The sequence below is a fragment of the Pantoea sp. EEL5 genome (genome assembly GCF_049892805.1).
Taxonomy (GTDB): domain Bacteria; phylum Pseudomonadota; class Gammaproteobacteria; order Enterobacterales; family Enterobacteriaceae; genus Pantoea; species Pantoea ananatis.
Window position 1 is genome coordinate 2,404,554 of the sequence record NZ_JBNDNJ010000001.1, and the last position, 22,841, is coordinate 2,427,394.

Consider the following 22,841-nt stretch of genomic DNA (forward strand, 5'->3'; position numbering starts at 1 on the left):
GCGCGGCCGGTGAGGCCGCGCGCGTTGTCAGATAATACGCTGACCGCCTTTGAACTCGCGCAGGAAACTCCCCCAGCGACGTTCATAAAAGGGCGTGATGTGGGCGGTAAAGAAGTGGCTGATGCCGCGATCGTCTGCCGTGACCTCGCAGATATCAATGGGTGCATCATCCAGTAACGTGTCGCTGGCGACGCTGCCAGCGGCCTGGATAATGGCCTCAATATCGCTGTCCGCTTCAATCCCAATCAGCAGGTTGGGTTCCTCATCCGCGCGTTCACGAATGCTGGCAACAAAGGCGCGTTTCACCTGCTTATATTTGCTGAGCAGTTGGGTCAGAGAGTCAATCATCTGGGCAGGCGGTTCTGCCACTTCCGACAGCAGCAGTGACTGCCCGCCTTCCAGCACGCTTTGCTGAGTGAGTGCACTGCCCTCTTCGCCCAGCAGATGGCTGATTTCCGCTGCGGAGAACTCTTTTCCCGTCGGCAGTTTTGGGTTCAAAAACAGGGTTTCGCCACGCGTCATGTCAAACAGGGTGCGCACGGGTAAACGTAAATACGCCTGTTCGCTCTCAACGGCTTCGCTCATCGCCTGTTCGGAGGTAAAAAACGGTATGACGCTGCTGCCATCCTCTTTTTCCCAGTGCTGGAGATCCACCGGCGTACTGGCATCCAGTTGCTGGCTGGTGCTTTCGCCGGGCACCCAGACGTCAGCTTCCAGCAACAGCTGGAAAAATTCAGGCCGGTGCGCAGGCTCGGTCGCGGCCAGCTTCAGCACCTCTTCAAGACGGTTCATAGTTTACTTCTACCTTGAGAAAGCGGTGACCAGGTCACCGCTGGATTGCGCTTATTTCAGTAACAGGTTGGCGAGGGTACGGACACCCAGACCGGTTGCACCGGCAGCCCACTGATCGACCGCGCTTTTGCGATAGGTCGCTGAGCAGTCAATATGTAACCAGCCCTGCTGATAGTGGCTGACGAAGTACGACAGGAACGCGGCAGCGCTGCTGGCACCTGCCGAATGCGCCGGACTGGCAATGTTGTTCAGATCGGCAAAGTTCGATGGCAGATGGTTGCGATGGAATTCCGCCAGCGGCAAACGCCAGAAAGGTTCGTTTTCGCTGACTGCGCTGCCCATCACCGACTGCGCCAGGCCATCGTCAAAGGTAAACAGCGCGTGATAATCATTGCCGACCGCCGTCTTCGCGGCACCGGTCAGGGTTGCCGCATCGATCAGAAGCGTCGGGTTCTGCTCGCTGGCATCAATCAGGCCATCAGCCAGTACCAGGCGGCCTTCAGCGTCGGTGTTCATCACCTCTACCGACTTGCCGTTACGGTAGCGAATGATGTCGCCCAGTTTGAAGGCATTGCTGCTGACCATGTTATCCGCGCAGCAGAGGTAAAGTTTAACCCGCTTATTCAGCCCGCGCGCGATCGCCAGCGCCAGCGCACCGGTGACGGTGGCCGCACCGCCCATGTCCGACTTCATTGAGTCCATGCCAGCGCTCGGTTTCAGGCTGTAGCCGCCGGTATCAAAGGTAATGCCTTTGCCCACCAGACAGGCGTAAACAGGCGCCTCGCTGTCTCCGGTTGGGTTGAAATCCAGCGCCAGAAAGACCGGCGGGCGGTTAGAGCCGCGACCCACGGTGTGCAGGCCCATGTAGCCTTGTTCGCGTAAGTCGTCGCCTTTGGTGATGCGATAGCTGACGGCCTCACCACCCAGCTCACTGAGTAAGTCAATGGCGCTGTGCGCCAGCGTTTCCGGGCCCAGATCGTCGGCTGGTAAATTAATGGTGTCGCGCACCCAGCCAACAATTTTGCGGCGGCGATCGAACTCCGCCTGCTCGTGTTCACCCAGTTGCGGCCAGTCCACCTGGTTTTTGCCCTTAGGCCCGCGATAACCCTGCCAGAATGCCCAGCACTGCTCAAGGTGCCAGCCTTCGCCAGCCAGTGAAACATGACGAATGCCCTGGCCATCCAGTTTACGGGCGGCCCGTTGAATGGTCATCAAGGCATCCGCTTCACGCAGGTGCAGGGTCATGCCGTTATCATTGCTGCTTAACAGCGCTTTTTCGCCCCAGCGCGCATCGGCGGGCTGGCTGCTGAGCGTAATATTCATCGGTTGTGTATTCATTGTAGGGCTCCGTATTCGTTATTCGTTTCATCCAGCCTGTTTTAAGACGGCTTTTTCATTCAGATGTTACGCTGCACGCCGCAGATGTTGTCGGCGCACAGTTTGTCAGCCTCGGCTGGCAAATGCATCATGACTTCATGAGTTCACGCAGGCGCGTAACGGACTTCTGCACCAGCGCGATGGCATAATCGATCTCGTCTTCCGTGGTAAAACGGCCCAGCGAGAAGCGAAGCGAGCTGTGTGCCAGCTCTTCGTTCAGGCCAAGCGCACGCAGGACATAGGAGGGTTCAAGACTGGCAGAAGTACAGGCCGATCCAGACGACAGCGCAAGATCTTTTAACGCCATGATCAATGACTCACCTTCAACGTCAGTGAAACTTACGTTGAGAATGTTGGGACAGCTGTGCTGCAAATCGCCATTTACGCTGACGCCGCCGGTCTGGCGCAGCCCCTGCCACAGCCGATCCCGAAGGGCAGACAAGCGGGCCATCTCTTCTTCGCGGACTTCACGGGCAATGCGATAGGCTTCACCCATCCCCACGATCTGGTGCACAGGTAAGGTGCCCGAGCGCATATTGCGTTCATGGCCGCCACCATGGATTTGTGCATCGATCTGAACGCGCGGCTTACGGCGCACATACAGCGCGCCGATCCCTTTGGGGCCATACACTTTGTGGGCGGAAAAGGACATCAGATCGACAGGGAGTTCACTCAGATCGACAGGGAGCTTACCTACGCTCTGTGTGGCATCAACATGGAACAGGATGCCACGTTCGCGGCAGAGCGCGCCCATCGCGGCGATATCCTGAATCACGCCAATTTCATTGTTCACGTGCATGATCGACACCAGAACGGTGTCATCGCGCAGTGCAGCACGCAAATCCTCAATCGCGATCAGACCATTCGCGGCGGGCGTCAGCCAGGTGATCTCGAAGCCTTCACGTTCAAGTTGCAGGCAGGTATCAATCACCGCTTTATGTTCGGTTACGCTGGTAACAATGTGCTTGCCGCGCGCCTGATTAAACTGGGCCGCGCCTTTAATGGCGAGGTTGTCGGATTCGGTGGCACCGGAGGTAAACACGATTTCACGCGGGTCAGCATTCACCAGCTCTGCCACCTGATTACGCGCAACGTCTACCGCTTCTTCGGCCTGCCAGCCAAAACGGTGTGAACGAGAGGCCGGGTTACCAAACGTGCCATCCAGCGTCAGGAATTGCATCATTTTGCTGGCCACACGCGGATCGGCCGGCGTGGTAGCGGCGTAATCCAGGTAAATCGGTAATTTCATTGCGCTACAGCTCCGTATAGAAAATCATACGTATTTATAGCAGATTCAGCCCCTACCGCGTTAGCAGTAAGGGCCGGAGAAGAGGAGGATTACGAGGCGCGAAGGTTCACGTTGATTTCCTGAGAACGGGAGTTCTGGAAACGGCGGTTGTCATTGGCGTTCTGACGGTCGGCCACATCCAGGATTTCCTGATTATTCACCAGCTCAGCCAGCGTAATGTTGTTCAGGAACTCACTAATGCGCACACTCAGATCGCGCCACAGGACGTGAGTCAGGCAGCGTTCGCCGCCCTGGCAGCCTTCTTTGCCCTGACACTTGGTGGCGTCTACGGACTCATCTACCGCCGTGATCACTTCTCCCACCGCAATCGCATTGGCTTCTTTACCTAGCAGATAACCGCCGCCCGGCCCGCGGACGCTTGCTACCAGGCCATGCTTGCGTAAACGCGAGAATAACTGCTCCAGATAGGAGAGCGAAATGCCCTGGCGTTCAGAGATATCTGCCAGTGGAACCGGGCCCTGGTGAGAGTGAAGGGCAACGTCCAGCATGGCGGTAACAGCATAACGTCCTTTGGATGTCAGTCTCATAGCATACAACCTCAATAGCGTCCGGTTATCGGAGGATTAGCGAAGATGGCAGCAAGTCTGACATTCCTGAGTAATTTGGTCAACTATTTAACCAAGTAAATTACTCAAGTATTTAACCTGGTAATTTACTCAACTATTATTCGCCGTCCGTTCTGGTTCCTTTTCGCTTCTCGAAAGACGAGAGCATACCGCGCAAAATATTGAGCTCATCGCGTTCAGGACGGGCGCGCGTATACAGACGACGCAGTTTGCTCATGACCTGGCCCGGGTTGGCTTCACGGATAAACCCGCTTTCCAGCATCATGTTTTCCATGTGCTGATAGAAGCGTTCCAGATCGTCCACCAGCGGATAAGGGGAAGCGTCGTACTGCGGTTTTGGGGTTTGGTTCTCTTGAGCCTGAAGCCAGGCCATACGCACTTCATAAGCAATGATCTGCACGGCCATCGCGAGATTCAGCGAGCTGTATTCCGGATTCGCCTGAATGGCCACGTGGTAGTGACACTTTTGCAATTCGTCGTTTGTCAGTCCGACGCGTTCACGGCCAAACACCAGCGCGACAGGCGCCTGCTGCCCTTCTTCAATACTTTTCACGCCGCATTCCCGGGCGTCCAGCATCGGCCACGGCAGAGATCGCGAGCGGGCGCTGGTGCCGACCACCAGGCTGCACCCGGCAATGGCTTCATCCAGAGAGTCAACAATCTTTGCCTCACCGATAACATCACTGGCACCCGCCGCCAGAGAGATAGCCTGGGAATCTGGCTTCACCAGTGGATTCACCAGATAGAGGTTAGTTAACCCCATGGTTTTCATGGCGCGCGCTACGGAGCCCATGTTGCCGGTATGAGAAGTTTCCACCAGCACGATACGAATATTTTGCAGCATAAGAGTTGGGATCGGTCAGAAAATGATGACGCGTACTCTAACATAAAGCAGGACATTTACCGAACACCCTGCTATACTCCGCGCCGTTTTCCCCGTTCTTTAACATCCAGCGAGAGATACCGATGCATCCAATGCTCAACATTGCCGTGCGCGCAGCGCGCAAGGCCGGAAATTTAATTGCCAAGAATTATGAAACCCCGGACGCTGTCGAGGCCAGCCAGAAAGGCAGCAACGACTTCGTAACGAATGTTGACCGCGACGCAGAACGCCTGATTATCGAAGTCATTCGTAAATCTTACCCAAAACATACCATCATCACTGAAGAAAGCGGTGAGCTTGAGGGCGAAGATCAGGATATTCAATGGGTAATCGATCCGCTGGATGGCACCACCAACTTTATTAAACGCCTGCCCCACTTCTCTGTTTCTATTGCCGTTCGTATTAAAGGCCGTACAGAAGTGGCTGTCGTTTACGATCCTATGCGTAATGAACTGTTCAGCGCCGTACGCGGACAGGGCACGCAGCTGAATGGTTACCGCCTGCGCGGCAGTATCGCTCGCGATCTGGATGGCACCATTCTTGCCACCGGTTTCCCCTTCAAGCTCAAACAGCACGCCCCAGCTTATATGAACATCATGACCAAGCTGTTTACGCAGTGTGCCGATTTCCGTCGCACCGGCTCCGCTGCGCTGGATCTGGCGTACGTCGCCGCAGGCCGCGTTGATGGCTACTTTGAAATTGGTTTGAAACCGTGGGATTTCGCGGCGGGTGAACTGCTGGTGCGCGAAGCGGGCGGACTGGTCACTGACTTCACCGGCAACCACGGCTACCTGCATTCAGGCAACATCGTTGCCGGTAACCCTCGCGTGGTGAAATCGCTGTTATCGGCGATGCGCGAAGAGCTGAGCGAAGCGCTGAAGCGCTAAAAGAAAAGGCGGCACGATAACGTGCCGCCTTTCTTATTGCCTTGGGATTAACGACGTTCGTGCGTTAACACCTGACGTGGCTGAGTACGACGTCCTACCATTCCCATCACGCCTGCCAGTACCGCTTCAATAATCAGGATAAAGAAAGCATACCAGCTGGCTTTCGCGGTTGCTTTCGCCGCCTGCTCGCCGGCTTCACGCGCTTTCTGCTCTGCCTGTTTTTTCAGTTCCTGATATTTCTGCATAGCCTGTTGATAGCTTTGTTCTGCCTGATTGACGATCTGTTCAGCTTCCTGATCGCTTTTTCCGGTCCGCGCTTTAATAATATTTTTTAAAGCATCACGATCGGCGGCCTGTAAAGTATCTGAATGACGAGCAATAACGCCTTTAAACCAGTTTGCTAAATCTGTGTCTGCCGTTTGTGGATGATTAGCCGTGTTATTTGCCTGATTTTCGGCATTCTGCGCTTCATTATTCGCATCCTGCTTCAGATTTTCCGGTTGTAATTCAGGCTTACCCGTTTGACGCAGCGTCGTTTCCAGTTCTTGCTGCATATTGTCTAAATTAATATTATTTTGCTGCAGTTTTTCTTTAGCCATTTGGGTAACCGATGGCGCAGCGGCTGAAATACCACTTCCTACTGCCTGGAAACCCGTACCAAGAATATTCATGGCGCCGCCTAATACGCTACTGGCAAGGCTCACGGCCAGGTAAATAGTTAAGACGGTACTAATACCAAACATCAGCAAGCCGTGCAGTGCGCCTTCACGCTGCGCCAGGCGACCGGCGACGTAGCTACCGGCGGCAATAGCGATCAGCATTTCAATGGCCGTCCAGACCAGGGCACCCGTTCCAAGATGTTTAAATGGATTATCTTCCTGCAAAGGGTCAATGGTGGTAGCACCAATTGCCGTACCCAGCAAGGTTAATAATATGTGAATAATCAAAGCACAAATTACACCGGCAAAAACGGCACTCCAGGAAATGCGTTTAAGGGGTAAGCCTGCCGCTCCGGTGACGAGCGGATCGTTGTAGCCATTATTAATACGGGTATCAGCCATGAGATATTTCCCTCGCAACACATAGCAGGTGAGTGTCGTTTTTTTCATTCCCAGACAGGGGTTCGCAATAACTATAAACAGCGTAGTCAGTGAAAACTATTTTCACCACTCAACGTGCAAGAGAAAATAAAAATAGTTGCGAAGCGAAAATGCGAGGATCCCGGCAGCGGGGAATATCTTCCGCCGCCGCAGAAATTAAAAGGGTCGGATACCGCCGGTAAAACCAGGCTGAGCAGACTGCCAGAGCGCACAGCCCACAACAATCAACGTCAGGCTGCCCACTAACGCCAGCACAGGCAACAGGCTGCGCGCACCTTTACCCACCTGGCTGTCCGCGCCAAGACGTTGCGCCAGCGCGCGGGAACGCTGCACCAGTAAGCCAATGGCAGAAATGGTCAGGGCGGTCCCCACCGCCATAACGGCGGCAGAAAGGACGCCCCACAGATACACGCCAATCACTTTAGAAAACAGCAGCATCATGATCGCGCCTGAACAGGGACGCAGCCCCATGGAGATCACCACCAACAGCTGCGTTTTGCCATTAACGGCGCCCGCCATTTGCTGTGCGCTGGGCAAATGCGCATGGCCACAGCCACAGTGTTCATCATGCTGATGATGAGGGCGCAGCGCATGAATCCTCATTGTCGGCTGAGGACGCAACAGCAGCCAAAGCGCCTTTATCGCCCGGTAGCCTATCCAGATACCCAGGGCAATAACCAACACATAACTGCTCTTCTCCAGCCAGAAACTGCTGAGGTGCAGCTGCCGCGATGAGGTTTTCAGCACCACCAGCATCAGCGTGACCAGGATGATAGCCACTGAGCCCTGTAGCAACGAGGCCAGTAGCGTGAGTTTCATGCTGGTTTTTAGTTTTGCCGGATGCGTTGCCAGAAAGGTCGTGATCACGACTTTACCGTGACCTGGCCCTAAGGCATGCAGGACACCATAGATCAGGCTGAATGCCAGTAACGACAGTCCGGCATGATGAGGCTGCTCGGCAACCTGCTGCAGGAGCTGAGTCATCTGGCGATGCAGCACTTTTTGCCAGAGCACGCTTTGCAGAAGTATCTGGGGCCAGTGCAGCCAGATGGCCGCGCCCAGAGTAACCAACCCTGCCGTAAACAGTGCCAGCGGCCACAGCCGTTTTTTGGCTTGGGTCGTGAGCGTCAGTGACATGTCAGTATTACCGTTTGTGCAAACTGCCTTCCCAGATCCATATCCTCAGGCGGCGCATCTGCCTTGTCGAGCGAGAGCGCATACTGTTTCAAAGAGTCATCCGGTTTGGGCGTATGTAAGGTGAATGCACAGCGTGACTGTAAAGCTTGCGGTACAGTTAACGCCTCAGGTTTGTCGTAGAACATATCCACGAAGTAGGTCGGATCGAAGGTTAAAATCTCAAAGCGTTCATTTTTGAGTAAAGGCGGCTCGGCCAGTGGCAGAACAAATTCCAGTACCGCCTTATTGCCGCTGCGCGACAGATTGTATTCCGTTGGTAAATTCAAGAACTTCACCCGCTGCTTGTTATGCCAGATTTCGGAAAAGTAATGTTGCCCGAGCACGTTCGCCATCACACCCGCCGCCAGTTTCTTCCATACCACCGTTCCCGGTTTGGCATCGCTCGCGTCATACAGCAGGTCGGCGGAGGTAATCTCATCCATGGCCCACGTCATTTTCAGGCCGGTAAAACGATCGTCCTTCGTGACCAGCTCGGTTTTCATATCAATAAAGCTGTGTGGATGTGCCAGCGCTGACGAACTGACCAGGGTAAATAGTGCAAAAAACATGCGTCTCATAATGTTATAAAGTAACGTTCCTGATGAAAAGGTTTCTTAAGTAACAAAATTTTGTGACCCGCCTTAAACCTCTGAACAAAAAAACGGGTAAACCGTTCAAGGGTTCATGAGGTTGACTATTCTTAGCTAAAAATAGCCTGCTGGAATAATGATTGATGAGTTCTGCTACATCTTCAGCACCACTCTTCACCGGTTCACAGCGTCGCTGTCATCTGTTGTTACTGCTGTTTCTGCCCGCTCCTGCACTGACACTTAAAAGATTAAGCCTGCTAAACGGAGTGGACATCGCCACCGCGAGACAGGACATCGCGGAAGTGGGTGATGAGATACAGCGCTATCATCGACTGGAACTTCATCAGATGGTGGATGGCAGCCTGCGCATTCATGGTACAGAGCTGGATCGACGCATTTGCTTAATCCATAATTTGCGACGCAGCCTGCGACTGTCGCAGGCCTTTGTCTGCGAGCATTTTGCCGCGCCCTTACGCCTGCGTCTCAAGCAGATGAAAATTGAAAAAGCGCTGTATGATGAAACCAATTTACAGGCGCTAATCCAGCACTGCAGCCTGTGCCTTAATCGCCCGTTCAGCACGCGCGATCAACTCTTTTTACAAATATTTATGAAATACGGCCTGTGCCAGCGCCAGCCTGCGATCTTTACGGCGCAGCAGCAGGCATGGCTGTCAGCGAAAGCAGAACGTCAGGCCGCAAAAGATGTTATTCATCACTGGCAAAAGCGCTGTCATCTGACGCCGGACGCCAGCGAAACGGATTTCTGGACGCTGTTATTTAGCCTGATCCATTTTCCGGACGCCAACCGTGTCGACCATCCCAGCGAGCAGCGACTGATGCGCGCCACACAGCGGCTCATTGATGATTTTGAGCACGTCGCCGGCACCACTTTTCATGACCGCACCGAACTCCAGCAGCAGTTATATACCCACCTGGCACAGGCGCTGGATCGCACCTACTTTACAATGGCTATTGATGACAGTGTGGCACAAGACGTAACCAGGCTTTATCCGCGCCTGCTGCGCACCACACAGCAGGCACTTGACGCTTTCGAGCAGACGTTTCAGGTTCAGTTCGCGCCGGAAGAGGTCAGCCTGGTGACGGTGATTTTGGGTGCATGGCTGATGCAAAGCAGCGCATTGCAGGAAAAACAGGTGCTGCTGCTCACCGGTGACGATCCCGAACTGGAACAGGATGTCGAGCAGCAAATCCGCGAGATTACCTTGCTGCCTGTTAACATCACCTATCAGCGCGTTGAAGATTTCCAGCGCGACGGTGCACCGCGCGAAGTCGATGTCATTATTTCGCCTTATGTCACCTCGCTGCCCCTTTTCTCCCCCCCACTTATCCACGCCGAACTGCCGCTGACTGAATACCATCAGCAGCGCATTCGCTATTTGCTGGAGTCCTGACGCGGCCGCAGGAACAGTGCGGGCAGTGCCACCAGCGCCATCACCCAGAAGAGATGACCGTGCAGGTGAGTAAAGAGTACGCCACAAATCATGGTCATGACGGCAATTCCGCCGCCCATTGCCAGCGCCGAATAGAGCGACTGCAAACGGATCACATCCGCCCCCTGCCGTGAAGCGATAAAGCGCATTGCGGCCAGGTGACATACCGTAAAGCTACCGCAGTGGAGTAGTTGCCCCACAATCAGCAGCGGCAACGCGGTGCTGGCGCCGAGCAGTCCCCAGCGAAGCAGCGCACAGATGCCTGACAGCAACAGCAGATCCCGTGCGCGCCAGCGGTGAAACAGTCGATGGCTTAAGGCAAACACCACGATTTCCGCTACCACGCCCAGCGACCACAGATAACCCACCACCGATGCAGAATAACCGCTCTCCTGCCACCAGATGGCGCTGAAGCCATAATAAGCCGCATGTGCGCCCTGTAATAACGTCACGCACACCATAAAGCGCCAGACCGCATTTTCCTTTATTAGATCGCGCCAGGCCTGCCAGCCTCCACCCACTCTGCCCTGCCTTTCGCTGCCCTGGGGATGGGTACGCGGGGTAAGCAGCATTCCTGCCAGCATACTGACCAACCCAACCGACAGCAGCATTAAGATCGCCTGCGAAGAGAAGGCGCTCACCAGCATACCGGTCAGGGCTGAGCTGATCACAAACGCCAGCGAACCCCACAAGCGAACGGGCCCGTAGGCAAGGCCAATTTGCTGCGTCCAGGTGGCGGCCAGTGCATCGCTTAAAGGAACCAGCGGCGAGAAAAACAGGTTAAAACCGGTCATGACTAACAGCAGCCACATCCACTGCTGCCCAACCCAATAGCCCGCCGCAATAAAGCAGGTCAGCAGGGCCAGCAGGCGTAATGCCGTAATCAGTTGTCCGGGATTTTTAACCTGAGAGGCGATGAATAAACTGCCCACAAAGCGCGCCACCATGCCGCACCCCAATAGCAGGCCAATTTGTTCAGCATTCAGGCCCACACCTTTGAGCCAGACGCCCCAGAAAGGAAGATAAATGCCGTAGCAGAAAAAGTAGGTGAAGTAGCTTAGTCCAAGCCACTTGGCGGAGCCGATTGCCATGTTCCCTCCAGCAATGATGCGTCCAGGCAATGATATGTGGTCGTTACTTTGTCAGAGCCGGGTTATGCAGGCAATAAAAAAGGATGGCCATGGCCATCCTCTTGTCAGACTGTGTTTTCAACAGAAAGGATTATGCGTAAACCGGCAGGCGCGCACAGATATCCAGTACTTTCTGCTTGGTACGCTCAATGGTGGCTTCATCGTTGATGTTGTCTAACACATCCGCGATCCAACCGGCCAGTTCGCGTACGTCTGCTTCTTTAAAGCCACGGCGCGTAACGGCAGGCGTACCAATTCGAACACCAGAGGTGACAAACGGGCTTTTCGGATCGTTTGGCACGCTGTTTTTGTTTACGGTGATATTCGCGCGGCCCAGTGCGGCATCGGCTTCTTTACCGGTCATGTTTTTGCTGACGAGATCGATCAGGAACAGGTGGTTATAGGTGCCGCCTGATACGATGTTATAGCCACGCGCGATCAGCACTTCTACCATTGCCTTAGCGTTTTTGGCGACCTGCTGCTGGTAGGCTTTAAACTCAGGCTCCATGGCTTCTTTGAAGGCCACGGCTTTACCGGCGATCACGTGCATCAGCGGGCCGCCCTGTCCACCAGGGAAGACGGCTGAGTTAAGCTTTTTGTACAGCTCTTCATCGCCGCCCTGCGCCAGGATGATACCGCCGCGCGGACCAGCCAGGGTTTTGTGCGTCGTGGAGGTCACGATATGTGCATGTGGAACCGGGTTAGGGTAAACATCCGCAGCAATCAGACCGGCAACGTGCGCCATATCCACAAACAGCCATGCGCCAACGCTGTCAGCGATTTCACGCATTTTAGCCCAGTCGCAAATCCCGGAATACGCCGAGAAACCGCCGATGATCATTTTAGGCTTATGAGTCTGTGCCAGCTCGGCCAGCTCGGTATAGTCAATTTTACCGGTTTCGTCGATGCCGTAAGGCACAACGTTGTACAGTTTGCCCGACAGGTTAACCGGTGAACCGTGTGTCAGGTGACCGCCGTGTGCCAGGTTCATGCCCAGAATGGTATCGCCTGGCTGCAGCAGCGCGGTGAAAACGGCAAAGTTAGCCTGAGAACCAGAATGAGGCTGCACGTTCGCATAGTCAGCGCCAAACAGGGCTTTAGCACGGTCGATAGCCAGTTGTTCAACAATGTCTACGTATTCGCAGCCACCGTAGTAGCGCTTGCCCGGATAGCCTTCGGCATATTTGTTAGTGAGCTGAGAACCTTGCGCCTGCATAACACGCGGGCTGGTGTAGTTTTCAGAAGCAATCAGTTCAATGTGCTCTTCCTGACGCACTTTCTCTTGCTCCATCGCCTGCCACAACTCGGCATCATAATCGGCAATGTTCATTTCACGCTTTAACATCCGCATCTCCTGACTGGCTATCTTTAAATCGGCAATTTACGCCCCCTGAGGGCGAAGGCAGACAGTGTAAACCGTTTTATCGGGGTAAGGTAGGGTGAATTCCCTCTTTTTACGCAAACGTTTGGCTACCGAGACGCCATGCCTTTTTATCCCTTTTTTGCAACGATTGCCCGCCAATATCATTTTTTCACTCTGTAAAAGATTTTTTGCACTTTTGTCGCGAAAACCGGCCAGTTGCTGCCAGTAAAACCCAGCATGAGATTTACAGCATGAAAGAAACGATCATAAGATGCATTTAAAATGCAACTTTAAATGAGGTGTTGCCATGCTTGATGCTCAGACTATTGCTACCGTGAAATCATCCCTTCCCGCCCTTGCCGCCTGCGGCCCCGATCTGACTGCTCATTTCTATGACCGCATGCTTGCTCAGCATCCTGAACTAAAAAATGTCTTTAACATGAATAATCAACGTAACGGCGGGCAGCGTGAAGCCCTGTTCAATGCGATATGTGCCTACGGCGCAAACCTCGAAAACCTGACGGCAATACTGCCGGCCGTTGAAAAAATTGCGCAAAAACATACCAGCCTGAATATTCAGCCCGCGCAGTATGCAATTGTGGGTGAGCATTTACTTGCTACCATCAAAACACTGTTGAATCCCGGTGATGACGTGCTGGCAGCATGGGGACGTGCTTACGGCGTACTGGCGGATGTGTTTATCCAGCGCGAAGAAGCGATTTATCAGGCATCGGAGCAGCAAAAAGGCGGATGGCGCGGAACGCGACCGTTTCGCATCAGCGCGATTGAGCAGCAGAGTGCCGTGATCAAAAGCTTTACTTTTACGCCTGTGGACGGGGGTCCGGTTGCCCCCTTTAAACCCGGTCAGTATCTGACGCTTCACTTGCAGCCCGCAGGTTGTGAATATCATCAAATTCGTCAGTACTCACTAACCACAGGGAGCAACGAGAAAATGTACCGTATTGCGGTGAAACAGGCGCCGCAGGGAATCCTGTCCGGCTGGCTACATCAGCATGCAGAAGTCGGCAGTGAAGTGCAGTTGGCCGCCCCGCACGGCGATTTTTTCCTGCAGGTGAGCCCGACAACGCCGGTCACGCTCATTTCCGCCGGCGTTGGACAAACCCCAATGCTGGCAATGCTCCACGCGCTGGCTGCACAGCGGCATCTGGCGCCCGTCAACTGGCTTCACGCCGCCGAAAATGGCAAACAGCATGCCTTCGCAGACGAAGTGACCACCACCGGTGCTCTGCTTCCTGATTTTGCAAAGCACATCTGGTATCGCGAGCCGGACGAACCCGATGCAGGCCGCTACGATGCGCATGGTATGATGGATTTGGCGACCCTGTCAGCGCGGCTGCGGGATGTGAATACCCACTTTTATCTCTGCGGGCCACTTGGCTTTATGCAATTTATCGTTAAGCAGTTGCATGCGGTCGGCATTACGGCGGACAGAATTCACTATGAGCTGTTCGGTCCACATAAAGAGATATGAATCGGCAACTGCGAACGACGCCCTTGAAGCAGTGGTGCCAGCCGTTCGGTGTGCAGTGCTGCGTTAACGCGGGCGGGGGTAACACTTTGTGGTGAAACAGACAGCTTTTCGCCCCTCCCTCATATCAGGACGGGGCGAGATCTCGACGAATGAAACTTTTCCAACATCGCCGGGATTTCAGCTAAAGATTTTGCATCTAAAGTGAATTAAATCGCTTCTTCGTCTTCTTCGCCAGTACGGATGCGCACTACGCGGGCAACATCGAAAACAAAGATTTTACCGTCGCCGATTTTTCCGGTTTGTGCGGTGCGCATGATGGTTTCGACGCAGGTATCAACGATATCATCTCCGACAACCATTTCGATTTTCACCTTGGGCAGGAAGTCCACCATGTACTCTGCGCCACGGTAGAGTTCCGTATGGCCTTTCTGGCGACCAAATCCTTTTACTTCGCTCACGGTCATGCCGGTAATGCCGACTTCAGCAAGTGCCTCACGCACGTCATCGAGCTTGAAGGGTTTAATAATTGCATCGATCTTTTTCATGTCAGATCCTTTCCTCGAGCCCTCCATGGTTAGAGGGTTATTAAAGTATAAATGTCGCTGGCAGCGCCGCAGACTATGGGGGCAAAAAATTACTCTTTAAAGTCGCTGGCGTCCAGTTCATGCCGTGACAGCAGCTTATAGAATTCGGTACGGTTACGTCCAGCCAGACGCGCGGCGTTGGTGACATTCCCTTTGGTCATCTGTAACAGCTTACGCAGATAGTTAAGTTCGAACTGATTCCGTGCTTCAACAAAGGTCGGTAGCGCGCTGTTTTCGCCACTCAGCGCCTGCTCTACCAGCGCATCGCTGATAACGGGCGAGGAGCTGAGTGCGACACACTGCTCAATAACGTTAACCAACTGACGCACGTTACCTGGCCAGCTGGCAGACATCAGGCGCTTCATCGCATCGACGGAGAAGCTGCGGATCTGCGGCTTATGCCGTTCTGCCGTTTGACGCAGCAAATGGTTAGCCAGCAGTGGGATATCTTCGGTACGTTGATGCAGCGCGGGGATTTTCAGGTTCACCACGTTCAGGCGGTAAAAGAGATCTTCGCGAAACGCATTCTTTTCCATCGCTTTCGGCAGATCCCGGTGCGTGGCCGAGATAATCCGGACATCAATATCGATATCATTATTGCTGCCCAGCGGCCGGACTTTACGCTCCTGCAGCACGCGCAGTAACTTCACCTGCAGTGCAGGCGGCATATCGCCAATTTCGTCCAGAAACAGCGTGCCGCCTTCCGCGGCTTTAAACAGGCCGTCACGCGCGCTGACCGCGCCGGTAAAGGCGCCTTTGGCGTGACCGAACAACTCTGATTCCAGAAGCTGCTCTGGTAAGGCACCGCAGTTAATGGCCACAAACGGCTTTTGCGCGCGCGGGCTGGCGGCATGGATAGCCTGTGCCAGGACTTCTTTACCCGTGCCGCTTTGCCCGTTAATCAGCACGCTGACGTCTGACTGGGCAACCATGTGTGCCTGTTCAAGTAAGCGCAGCATCTGCGGGCTACGGGTCACTATTGCTTCACGCCAGCGGTCGTCGCTGACTGGCGCTCGCTGCGCCAGGGCTTCGTCTATCGCCTTATACAGTGCATCGCGATCCACAGGCTTGGTAAGGAAGCTGAACACGCCCTGCTGCGTTGCCGCTACGGCTTCCGGGATTGAACCATGCGCCGTTAAAATGATGACCGGTAAACCCGCGTGACGCTTTTGAATTTCAGCAAATAATGCCAGGCCGTCCATTTCATCCATGCGCAGATCGCTGATGACCAGCTCGATCTTCTCTTTCTGCAACAGCCGAAGCGCATCGGGCCCACTGGCCGCGGTCGTCACCTGATATCCCTCACTGGTCAGGCGCATACCTAACAGTTTGAGCAGGCTGGGATCATCATCCACTAAAAGCAGGTGGGCCGCTTGTTTCACCATTACTGATCTTCCTCTTGTGGCAGTGCCGTTCCGTGACTGCCGTCAGGCATATCAGAGGTTTTGCGCGACGAAAGCTGGCGCTCAATATCGGTTAGCCGCTCCAGTTTGCGCTGGGTATCACTGAGCTGCTGACGCAGTTTTATCTGTTGTTGACGCAGCGAATCTGACTGGGCATCGCTGCTCTGTTGCAAATGGGCGTAGCGTGACCGCATGGCGCTGAGTTCAAGCTGGGCGACCTGATTGCTGCGCCAGAGCTGAATTAACGCACGCATATTGGGGGGGAACTGCTCGCTGTAGCCATCAAGCACGTTGATGTAGTCGCGGCGTTCCAGTGGCGTCACATTGCCGTTTGCCATTAATACCCCCTGCTTAAAGGCGCGCGACCAGCTGTCCACCGGCCAGCGGTGAGCCTCCGCTCGTGCTTCAGCGGGAGAAAGTCGTTCGGCACAGTCTATACTGCGCATCCAGTAAAGGGGATTCGTTATGGCGGCGCTATTCTCAATACGCCAGATATCGACGCAGCGCATACTGAGATAGTCGACCAGCCGTGCTTCGGGCACCACAACGCTGCCCGAAGCGGGCTGGGCTGTTGTGGTGACCGGGGATGAGGCACACCCACTGAGCATCATGCTGCTCAGTGCGCTTATCATGAGGGCGGCGAAAAATTTCATGCTTCAGACTTTCCCGGCTGTGGTGTTCAGTTCGATGCGAAAACAAACATCAGCGTCGTCACGGGTAACCAGTTGCAGGCTACCGTGCATGCGGCGCAGACAATCCTTTGCGATGCTTAACCCCAGTCCGCTGCCTTTGACCGGCCCTTTACGCTGATGACTGCCCTGGAAAAAAGGTTCAAAAATCATCTCCTGCTCATTTTCGGGAATGGGCGTACCGCTGTTAGCGACATCGATGATTATCCGATCGCCCTGCCGCTGGCTTTGCAGCCAAATGTTACCGGATTCATTGCCATAGTTCACGGCGTTAGAGTAGAGGTTGTCAATCACGCTCATCAATAGCATAGGTTCTGCCAGGCAATCTGTGGCTTTCAGATCGATATTGACATGCATAAGCTTGGTTCGGGCTGAGAGTGCATGCGCATTAACAACGTCATACACGATGTCATTCAGATCCACCGTTTCCAGGGTAATCGGGCCATCAGCCAGTTTGCGGTTGTAATCAAGTAGCTGTTCGATAAGGCGTTGCAGGTGGCGACTGCTGTTATCCAGTATTGAGACGATTTCTTTCTGTTCAGGATTCAGTATGCCCGCAACCTCATCAGCCAGCAGCTCTGTACCTTCACGCAGGCTGGCAAGCGGCGTTTTAAGTTCGTGTGAAAGATGACGTAAAAATTCATGTCGCTGGGTTTCCAGCCAGGCCAGGCGTTCACTTAACCACATAATACGTTGCCCCAAAGAGCGTAACTCGCGCGGACCGCGAAACACCATGCTGCTGCCCAGTTCGCGTCCTTCGCCAAGTCGGTTAATCATCCGCTCTACACTTTTTACCGGGCCGATGATCATGCGGGTAAACAGCAGGGTTAACGTCAGGCTGATAATAAACAGGATAAGCGCCTGCCAGCCAAAAAACTGACCGCGGTCGGCTATTTCACGTTGCAGTTGCAGACCACGTGCAAACACCACTTCTCGCGTATCCTGCACCAGTTGCACGTTTGTCGCTGAAAATTTTTCCAGCGCCTGTGACGCACCGGTCACAGGATTACCATTATCGCACTGCATGGTTTCCAGCTGCGGCAAAATAGCCTGCAACGTTTTAAACGCCGGTAAATCGGGCAGGCTGTCGGCATGGGAACTGAGCATCTGACCATAGCGGATACGCTGCGTCTGATAGAGCTTTGCCAGAGACGTATCGCCCAGCACACAGTACTGGCGATAACTCCGTTCCAGCTCGATAGCGGTGCGTGCCATCGCCTCGCTGCGCCTGACGTCAGTAAAGGTATTTCGGTTAGTGTCGGCAGCCTGATTACTTAACGCTGAGAGACTTTCCCAGGCCTGCCAGGCCAGCACCAACAGCGGCAGGAGCACCAGCAAAAAGGCCATCAGCACCAACTGGCGCAGGGACCCGGGAAATAAACGCCATTTTTTCACGCGACGGCTTCCTTAAAGATACGCTTACCGGATGCTAGCGGAGTCAGCCCAGAGAAGGAAGAGGCAGAAAAGAAAACGGCAGGCGCGATGGCCTGCCGTTGACGCACCGCCATAGCAGTACGAGAGAATGGGTGGAGCCTAACTCAACGTTGCGTCCGATGCTTGATAACGATGCAGAACATACGATTATCGGTTGGGTGGACGACAGGCTCCGTTTGGTGCGTCATTCGGATTTTATGAGCTCTGCCCGCTGTGGGGTGGCAATCATAAACAGATGAATGAGCAACAGGCATAGTATAGCAAGGTTCATGCCAGTTTTTAAAATACCTTTATGATCAACACCTTGAAAAAAACCATTCAGCTGACTTCGCTCATTTCAGACTGTCCGGTCCGCTAAAAGTGTCGCCAGATACCAACACAATTTTGCCTTTCCCTTTCAATCTATAAAAATCATAAAGATAGATGTCACCAATCGGCGACAACAAAAGGTGACGTATGTCTCCTTTTGCCAACAACTGGGGAATAAAAAAGGGAGGCACTCAGGCCTCCCGGTCTTTTTTCACCGTTCTTAACCCAATTGTTTCCGTGCATTGCGGAAAATGCGCATCCAGGGGCTGTCTTCGCCCCATTCAGCCGGGTGCCATGAGTTGCTGACCGTGCGGAACACACGCTCTGGATGCGGCATCATAATTGTGACGCGTCCACTTTCATTGGTCACCGCAGTAATACCGTTTGGCGAGCCATTCGGGTTTGCCGGATAGGCTTCCGTCACCTTGCCTGTGTTATCGACATAACGCAGCGCCACCAGCCCTTTCGATTCCAGTGCGGCAAGGTGCGCGCCATCACGCACCTCCACGAAGCCCTCGCCGTGCGATACGGCGATCGGCATACGGGAACCGGCCATGCCATCCAACAGTAACGACGGGCTGGCAGCCACTTCAACCAGGCTGAAGCGTGCTTCAAAACGTTCAGACTGGTTACGGACAAAGCGCGGCCACAGCTCACTACCCGGAATCAATTCACGCAGGTTAGACATCATCTGGCAGCCGTTACACACGCCCAGCGCCAGCGTTTGTGGGCGATGGAAGAACGACTCGAACTGATCGCGTACGCGCGGGTTAAACAGAATGGATTTCGCCCAACCTTCACCCGCGCCCAATACGTCACCGTAGGAGAAACCGCCACAGGCCACCAGCGCCTGGAAAGGTTCCAGATCGATCCGGCCCACCAGCAGGTCACTCATATGCACGTCAACCGCCGTAAAACCTGCCCGATCAAAGGCGGCCGCCATTTCCACATGCGAGTTAACGCCCTGCTCGCGCAGCACGGCAACGCGTGGACGCGCACCCGTTGCAATCATCGGTGCCGCAACGTCTTCGTCTGGCTTAAAGGTCAGGCTAACGTTCAGTCCGGGATCGGCGTCATCCTGCTTTGCCTGATGTTCCTGATCGGCGCAGGCCGGATTATCACGCAGACGCTGCATCTGCCAGGTGGTTTCTGCCCACCAGGTCCGCAAGGTGGTGCGGCTTTCGCTGTAAACCGCGCTGTCGCCTGAGCGAATCACAAATCGATCGCCCGACTGTGCGCTGCCCAGCACATGGCTGCAGTGCGCCAGGCCATGTTCAGCAAGAATCTGCTCCACGGCTTCGCGATCCGCCGCGTTGATTTGAATCACCGCCCCCAGCTCTTCGGTGAACAGCGCAGCCAGTGCATCGCTGCCCAGCGCCGCGATATCGACTTCGATGCCACAGTGACCGGTGAAAGCCATTTCCGCCAGGGTAACCAGCAGGCCGCCGTCTGAGCGGTCATGGTAAGCCAGCAGTTTTTGCTGGCTGACCAGGGCCTGGATGGCATTAAAGAAGCCAGCCAGCTGCGTTGCATCACGGACATCAGCAGGCTTGTCGCCCAGTTGACGATAAACCTGAGCCAACGCCGTCGCGCCTAAGGTGTTAGCGCCGTTGCCAAGGTCGATTAACAGCAGCAGGTTGTCCCGATCGGCGACCAGCTGTGGCGTCACATTGCGACGTACGTCTTCTACCCTTGCAAAAGCCGTGATCACCAGCGACAGCGGCGAGGTCATTTCGCGCTGTTCGGTGCCTTCCTGCCAGCGGGTTTTCATCGACATAGAGTCTTTACCCACCGGGATAGTGATCCCAAGCGCCGGGCACAGCGTCTCGCCAACGGCTTTTACGGCTTCATACAGGCCCGCATCTTCCCCCGGATGGCCTGCTGCAGACATCCAGTTAGCCGAGAGTTTCACCCGCTTCAACGAACCGACCGGCGTCGCCGCCAGGTTAGTCAGTGCTTCACCAACCGCCAGACGGGCCGAGGCGGCGAAGTCCAGCAGTGCGACAGGCGCACGCTCGCCCAGCGCGAAGGCTTCGCCATGGTAGCTGTCGAGGCTGGCCGTCGTAACGGCGCAGTTGGCAACCGGGATCTGCCAGGGGCCAACCATCTGATCGCGCGCCACCATACCGGTTACGCTGCGATCGCCGATTGTGATCAGGAAGGTTTTTTCCGCTACGGTTGGCAAGTGCAGCACGCGATTTACCGCGTCCGTCAGCGTAATGCCCTCGCGCTGCAGGGCATCGCCCTTCGCCTGCAGTTTCACCACATCGCGCGTCATTTTCGGGGTTTTGCCCAGCAGGACGTCCAGCGGCATATCAATCGGGCTGTTATCAAAGTGGCTGTCGTTCAGGGTCAGGTGCTGCTCTTCGGTGGCTTCACCAATCACCGCATACGGCGCACGTTCGCGCTGACAAATGGCAGCAAACTCGGCCAGCTTTTCAGGGGCCACGGCCATCACATAGCGCTCTTGTGATTCGTTACACCAGACTTCAAGCGGGCTCATTCCCGGTTCATCACTCAGGATGTCGCGCAGGTTGAAGCGACCGCCGCGTCCACCGTCGCTGACCAGTTCCGGCATGGCGTTGGACAGGCCGCCCGCGCCCACATCGTGGATAAACAGAATCGGGTTGTCATCGCCCCGTTGCCAGCAACGGTCAATCACTTCCTGGCAGCGACGCTCCATTTCAGGGTTGTCACGCTGCACCGATGCAAAGTCGAGATCCGCATCGGACTGGCCTGATGCCATGGATGATGCCGCACCACCGCCCAGGCCGATATTCATCGCCGGCCCGCCCAGCACGACCAGTTTGGCCCCGACGGTGATTTCACCTTTCTGAACGTGGTCCGCACGAATGTTTCCGATGCCGCCAGCCAGCATAATGGGCTTGTGGTAGCCGCGCAGTTCAGTCCCGTTGTGGCTGTTAACCTGCTCTTCATAGGTCCGGAAGTAGCCGTTTAAGGCCGGACGACCAAATTCGTTGTTAAAGGCTGCGCCGCCCAGTGGGCCTTCGGTCATAATATCCAGCGCGCTGACGATGCGCGCTGGCTTGCCAAAATCCTCCTCCCAGGGCTGTTCGAAGCCGGGGATGCGCAGGTTCGACACCGAGAACCCGACCAGGCCAGCTTTCGGCTTGGCACCGCGCCCCGTGGCGCCTTCATCACGAATTTCACCGCCGGAGCCGGTTGCCGCGCCAGGCCAGGGCGAAATCGCGGTTGGGTGGTTGTGCGTTTCAACCTTCATCAGAATGTGCGCGGCTTCCTGGTGATAGGCGTACTCACCCTTTTCTGCGTCCGCGAAGAAGCGACCGACCTCCGAGCCTTCCATTACCGCCGCGTTATCTTTATAGGCTGACAGAACATAATCCGGCGTTTGCTCGAAGGTGTTCTTAATCATTTTAAACAGTGATTTAGGCTGTTTTTCGCCGTCGATGATCCAGTCAGCGTTAAAGATTTTGTGGCGACAGTGCTCAGAGTTCGCCTGGGCAAACATATAAAGTTCAATGTCGTTCGGATTGCGTCCCAGCCGGGTAAAGGCCGCCAGCAGGTAGTCAATTTCGTCGTCGGCCAGCGCCAGGCCGAGCGTCATATTGGCCTGAACCAGCGCCTGACGGCCCTCACCCAGCACATCAACGCTTTTGACCGGCTGAGGTTCATGGTGAGCAAACAGCTGCTCAGCCTCGCTGAAATCGCTGTAAACCGTTTCCATCATGCGGTCGTGCAGCAGTGCGGAGAGCGTTTGCCATTGGCTTTCAGAAAGCTGAGGTGCCTGGACATAAAAGGCCATGCCTCGTTCCAGACGACGCACCTGCGACAGATCGCAGTTATGAGCAATGTCTGTGGCTTTTGATGACCACGGCGATATCGTACCAGGACGTGGCGTGACCAGAATTAAACGCCCTTGTGGCGCATGTTCAGCGAGAGAAGGACCGTACTTGAGCAGGCGCTGCAGACGGGATTTTTCATCCTCACTCAGCGGCGCGCTGACATCGGCAAAATGGACGTACTCAGCGTAAATATCACTCACCGGCAGATGAGCGTCCTGAAAGCGGGCCAGCAATTTGTTTACACGAAATGCCGACAGGGCGGGCGAACCACGCAGAATTTCCATCATAAGATCTCTCGTCTTCGAAGCGCCGGGCGACGCTTCATTGGGCGCAACAGGGGAAAACGGGGCGTATTATAAAGAAACCCACTCCGCGACGAAACCGTTTGCGCAAAATTTATGGCCATCAAGATTTGCCTGAAATTTGCGCAAAAATTGCTTTATAAGTTGCTCTGCCGGTGTTTGTTGCGCAAAATGCCCCTC

The 22,841-nt window shown here is 54.8% G+C and carries 18 protein-coding genes; 3 read left to right on the forward strand and 15 right to left on the reverse strand.

All coding sequences use genetic code 11. The annotated features are described in order from the left end of the window. Nucleotides 1-27: 27 nt before the first annotated feature. From sseB to trmJ, 5 genes are all read right to left on the reverse strand, one after another. Nucleotides 28-792, reverse strand: coding sequence for an enhanced serine sensitivity protein SseB (sseB, locus tag ACPXSQ_RS11270; protein WP_013026741.1), 765 nt, complete (start codon nt 790-792; stop codon nt 28-30). A gap of 51 nt (nt 793-843) precedes the next feature. Beyond that, nucleotides 844-2,130, reverse strand: coding sequence for an aminopeptidase PepB (gene pepB / locus ACPXSQ_RS11275; protein ID WP_013026742.1), 1,287 nt, complete (start codon nt 2,128-2,130; stop codon nt 844-846). Nucleotides 2,131-2,257: 127 nt separating this feature from the next. After that, nucleotides 2,258-3,418: an IscS subfamily cysteine desulfurase gene (locus ACPXSQ_RS11280; protein ID WP_014594321.1), complete on the reverse strand. Its 1,161-nt coding sequence runs from the start codon at nt 3,416-3,418 to the stop codon at nt 2,258-2,260. Between the two features lie 89 nt (nt 3,419-3,507). Continuing rightward, on the reverse strand, nt 3,508-4,005 hold the full coding sequence (gene iscR / locus ACPXSQ_RS11285) for a Fe-S cluster assembly transcriptional regulator IscR (RefSeq protein WP_014594322.1): 498 nt from the start codon (nt 4,003-4,005) through the stop codon (nt 3,508-3,510). Nucleotides 4,006-4,141: 136 nt separating this feature from the next. Next, the gene (gene trmJ, locus ACPXSQ_RS11290) at nt 4,142-4,888 is read right to left on the reverse strand and encodes a tRNA (cytosine(32)/uridine(32)-2'-O)-methyltransferase TrmJ (protein ID WP_013026745.1); all 747 of its coding nucleotides are present in this window, start codon (nt 4,886-4,888) and stop codon (nt 4,142-4,144) included. A 122-nt stretch (nt 4,889-5,010) separates the two neighbouring features. On the opposite strand from trmJ, the gene suhB reads away from it, so the two are divergent. Further along, the gene (gene suhB / locus ACPXSQ_RS11295) at nt 5,011-5,814 is read left to right on the forward strand and encodes an inositol-1-monophosphatase (RefSeq protein ID WP_013026746.1); all 804 of its coding nucleotides are present in this window, start codon (nt 5,011-5,013) and stop codon (nt 5,812-5,814) included. A gap of 47 nt (nt 5,815-5,861) precedes the next feature. Here the strand turns inward: suhB and ACPXSQ_RS11300 are convergent, their stop codons facing one another. From ACPXSQ_RS11300 to ACPXSQ_RS11310, 3 genes are all read right to left on the reverse strand, one after another. Continuing rightward, on the reverse strand, nt 5,862-6,875 hold the full coding sequence (locus tag ACPXSQ_RS11300; protein WP_014605268.1) for a YrzE family protein: 1,014 nt from the start codon (nt 6,873-6,875) through the stop codon (nt 5,862-5,864). A 195-nt stretch (nt 6,876-7,070) separates the two neighbouring features. Beyond that, nucleotides 7,071-8,051: a nickel/cobalt transporter gene (locus ACPXSQ_RS11305; protein WP_013026748.1), complete on the reverse strand. Its 981-nt coding sequence runs from the start codon at nt 8,049-8,051 to the stop codon at nt 7,071-7,073. After that, nucleotides 8,042-8,668, reverse strand: coding sequence for a DUF1007 family protein (locus tag ACPXSQ_RS11310; RefSeq protein ID WP_426143724.1), 627 nt, complete (start codon nt 8,666-8,668; stop codon nt 8,042-8,044). Before ACPXSQ_RS11310 ends, ACPXSQ_RS11305 begins: the two co-directional genes overlap by 10 nt. A gap of 155 nt (nt 8,669-8,823) precedes the next feature. On the opposite strand from ACPXSQ_RS11310, the gene csiE reads away from it, so the two are divergent. Beyond that, nucleotides 8,824-10,092 carry a stationary phase inducible protein CsiE gene (csiE, locus tag ACPXSQ_RS11315; protein ID WP_014605267.1) on the forward strand — a complete coding sequence of 423 codons (1,269 nt, stop codon included), beginning with the start codon at nt 8,824-8,826 and terminating at the stop codon, nt 10,090-10,092. On the opposite strand, the gene ACPXSQ_RS11320 is transcribed toward csiE, so the two are convergent. Beyond that, the gene (locus tag ACPXSQ_RS11320) at nt 10,074-11,222 is read right to left on the reverse strand and encodes a 3-phenylpropionate MFS transporter (protein ID WP_019106084.1); all 1,149 of its coding nucleotides are present in this window, start codon (nt 11,220-11,222) and stop codon (nt 10,074-10,076) included. The two genes, csiE and ACPXSQ_RS11320, sit on opposite strands and share 19 nt — an antisense overlap. A gap of 130 nt (nt 11,223-11,352) precedes the next feature. Next, the gene (gene glyA / locus ACPXSQ_RS11325) at nt 11,353-12,606 is read right to left on the reverse strand and encodes a serine hydroxymethyltransferase (protein ID WP_015699732.1); all 1,254 of its coding nucleotides are present in this window, start codon (nt 12,604-12,606) and stop codon (nt 11,353-11,355) included. A 325-nt stretch (nt 12,607-12,931) separates the two neighbouring features. Here glyA and hmpA point away from each other — a divergent pair, with 325 nt between their 5' ends. Further along, a complete protein-coding gene (gene hmpA / locus ACPXSQ_RS11330; RefSeq protein WP_426143727.1) occupies nt 12,932-14,116 on the forward strand; it encodes an NO-inducible flavohemoprotein in 1,185 nt (394 codons plus the stop codon). 206 nt (nt 14,117-14,322) lie between these two features. Here the strand turns inward: hmpA and glnB are convergent, their stop codons facing one another. From glnB to purL, 5 genes are all read right to left on the reverse strand, one after another. After that, nucleotides 14,323-14,661: a nitrogen regulatory protein P-II gene (glnB, locus tag ACPXSQ_RS11335; RefSeq protein ID WP_003848647.1), complete on the reverse strand. Its 339-nt coding sequence runs from the start codon at nt 14,659-14,661 to the stop codon at nt 14,323-14,325. An 89-nt stretch (nt 14,662-14,750) separates the two neighbouring features. Continuing rightward, entirely contained in the window at nt 14,751-16,085 is a 1,335-nt protein-coding gene (gene glrR, locus ACPXSQ_RS11340; protein WP_014594327.1) for a two-component system response regulator GlrR, read from the reverse strand. Continuing rightward, nucleotides 16,085-16,756, reverse strand: a complete 672-nt coding sequence (gene qseG / locus ACPXSQ_RS11345) for a two-component system QseEF-associated lipoprotein QseG (RefSeq protein WP_426143730.1) — start codon at nt 16,754-16,756, stop codon at nt 16,085-16,087. The genes glrR and qseG overlap by 1 nt, the downstream gene beginning before the upstream one ends. Nucleotides 16,757-16,759: 3 nt before the next feature. Next, nucleotides 16,760-18,187 carry a sensor histidine kinase gene (locus ACPXSQ_RS11350; protein ID WP_110286946.1) on the reverse strand — a complete coding sequence of 476 codons (1,428 nt, stop codon included), beginning with the start codon at nt 18,185-18,187 and terminating at the stop codon, nt 16,760-16,762. Between the two features lie 568 nt (nt 18,188-18,755). After that, nucleotides 18,756-22,646 carry a phosphoribosylformylglycinamidine synthase gene (gene purL, locus ACPXSQ_RS11355; RefSeq protein ID WP_014605262.1) on the reverse strand — a complete coding sequence of 1,297 codons (3,891 nt, stop codon included), beginning with the start codon at nt 22,644-22,646 and terminating at the stop codon, nt 18,756-18,758. Nucleotides 22,647-22,841: the final 195 nt, after the last annotated feature.

Coding starts and splice junctions, on each gene's coding strand:
- sseB (WP_013026741.1), bottom strand. CDS start 792: ATGAACCGTCTTGAAGAGGTGCTGAAGCTGGCCGCGACCGAGCCTGCG.
- pepB (WP_013026742.1), bottom strand. CDS start 2,130: ATGAATACACAACCGATGAATATTACGCTCAGCAGCCAGCCCGCCGAT.
- ACPXSQ_RS11280 (WP_014594321.1), bottom strand. CDS start 3,418: ATGAAATTACCGATTTACCTGGATTACGCCGCTACCACGCCGGCCGAT.
- iscR (WP_014594322.1), bottom strand. CDS start 4,005: ATGAGACTGACATCCAAAGGACGTTATGCTGTTACCGCCATGCTGGAC.
- trmJ (WP_013026745.1), bottom strand. CDS start 4,888: ATGCTGCAAAATATTCGTATCGTGCTGGTGGAAACTTCTCATACCGGC.
- suhB (WP_013026746.1), top strand. CDS start 5,011: ATGCATCCAATGCTCAACATTGCCGTGCGCGCAGCGCGCAAGGCCGGA.
- ACPXSQ_RS11300 (WP_014605268.1), bottom strand. CDS start 6,875: ATGGCTGATACCCGTATTAATAATGGCTACAACGATCCGCTCGTCACC.
- ACPXSQ_RS11305 (WP_013026748.1), bottom strand. CDS start 8,051: ATGTCACTGACGCTCACGACCCAAGCCAAAAAACGGCTGTGGCCGCTG.
- ACPXSQ_RS11310 (WP_426143724.1), bottom strand. CDS start 8,668: ATGAGACGCATGTTTTTTGCACTATTTACCCTGGTCAGTTCGTCAGCG.
- csiE (WP_014605267.1), top strand. CDS start 8,824: ATGAGTTCTGCTACATCTTCAGCACCACTCTTCACCGGTTCACAGCGT.
- ACPXSQ_RS11320 (WP_019106084.1), bottom strand. CDS start 11,222: ATGGCAATCGGCTCCGCCAAGTGGCTTGGACTAAGCTACTTCACCTAC.
- glyA (WP_015699732.1), bottom strand. CDS start 12,606: ATGTTAAAGCGTGAAATGAACATTGCCGATTATGATGCCGAGTTGTGG.
- hmpA (WP_426143727.1), top strand. CDS start 12,932: ATGCTTGATGCTCAGACTATTGCTACCGTGAAATCATCCCTTCCCGCC.
- glnB (WP_003848647.1), bottom strand. CDS start 14,661: ATGAAAAAGATCGATGCAATTATTAAACCCTTCAAGCTCGATGACGTG.
- glrR (WP_014594327.1), bottom strand. CDS start 16,085: ATGGTGAAACAAGCGGCCCACCTGCTTTTAGTGGATGATGATCCCAGC.
- qseG (WP_426143730.1), bottom strand. CDS start 16,756: ATGAAATTTTTCGCCGCCCTCATGATAAGCGCACTGAGCAGCATGATG.
- purL (WP_014605262.1), bottom strand. CDS start 22,646: ATGATGGAAATTCTGCGTGGTTCGCCCGCCCTGTCGGCATTTCGTGTA.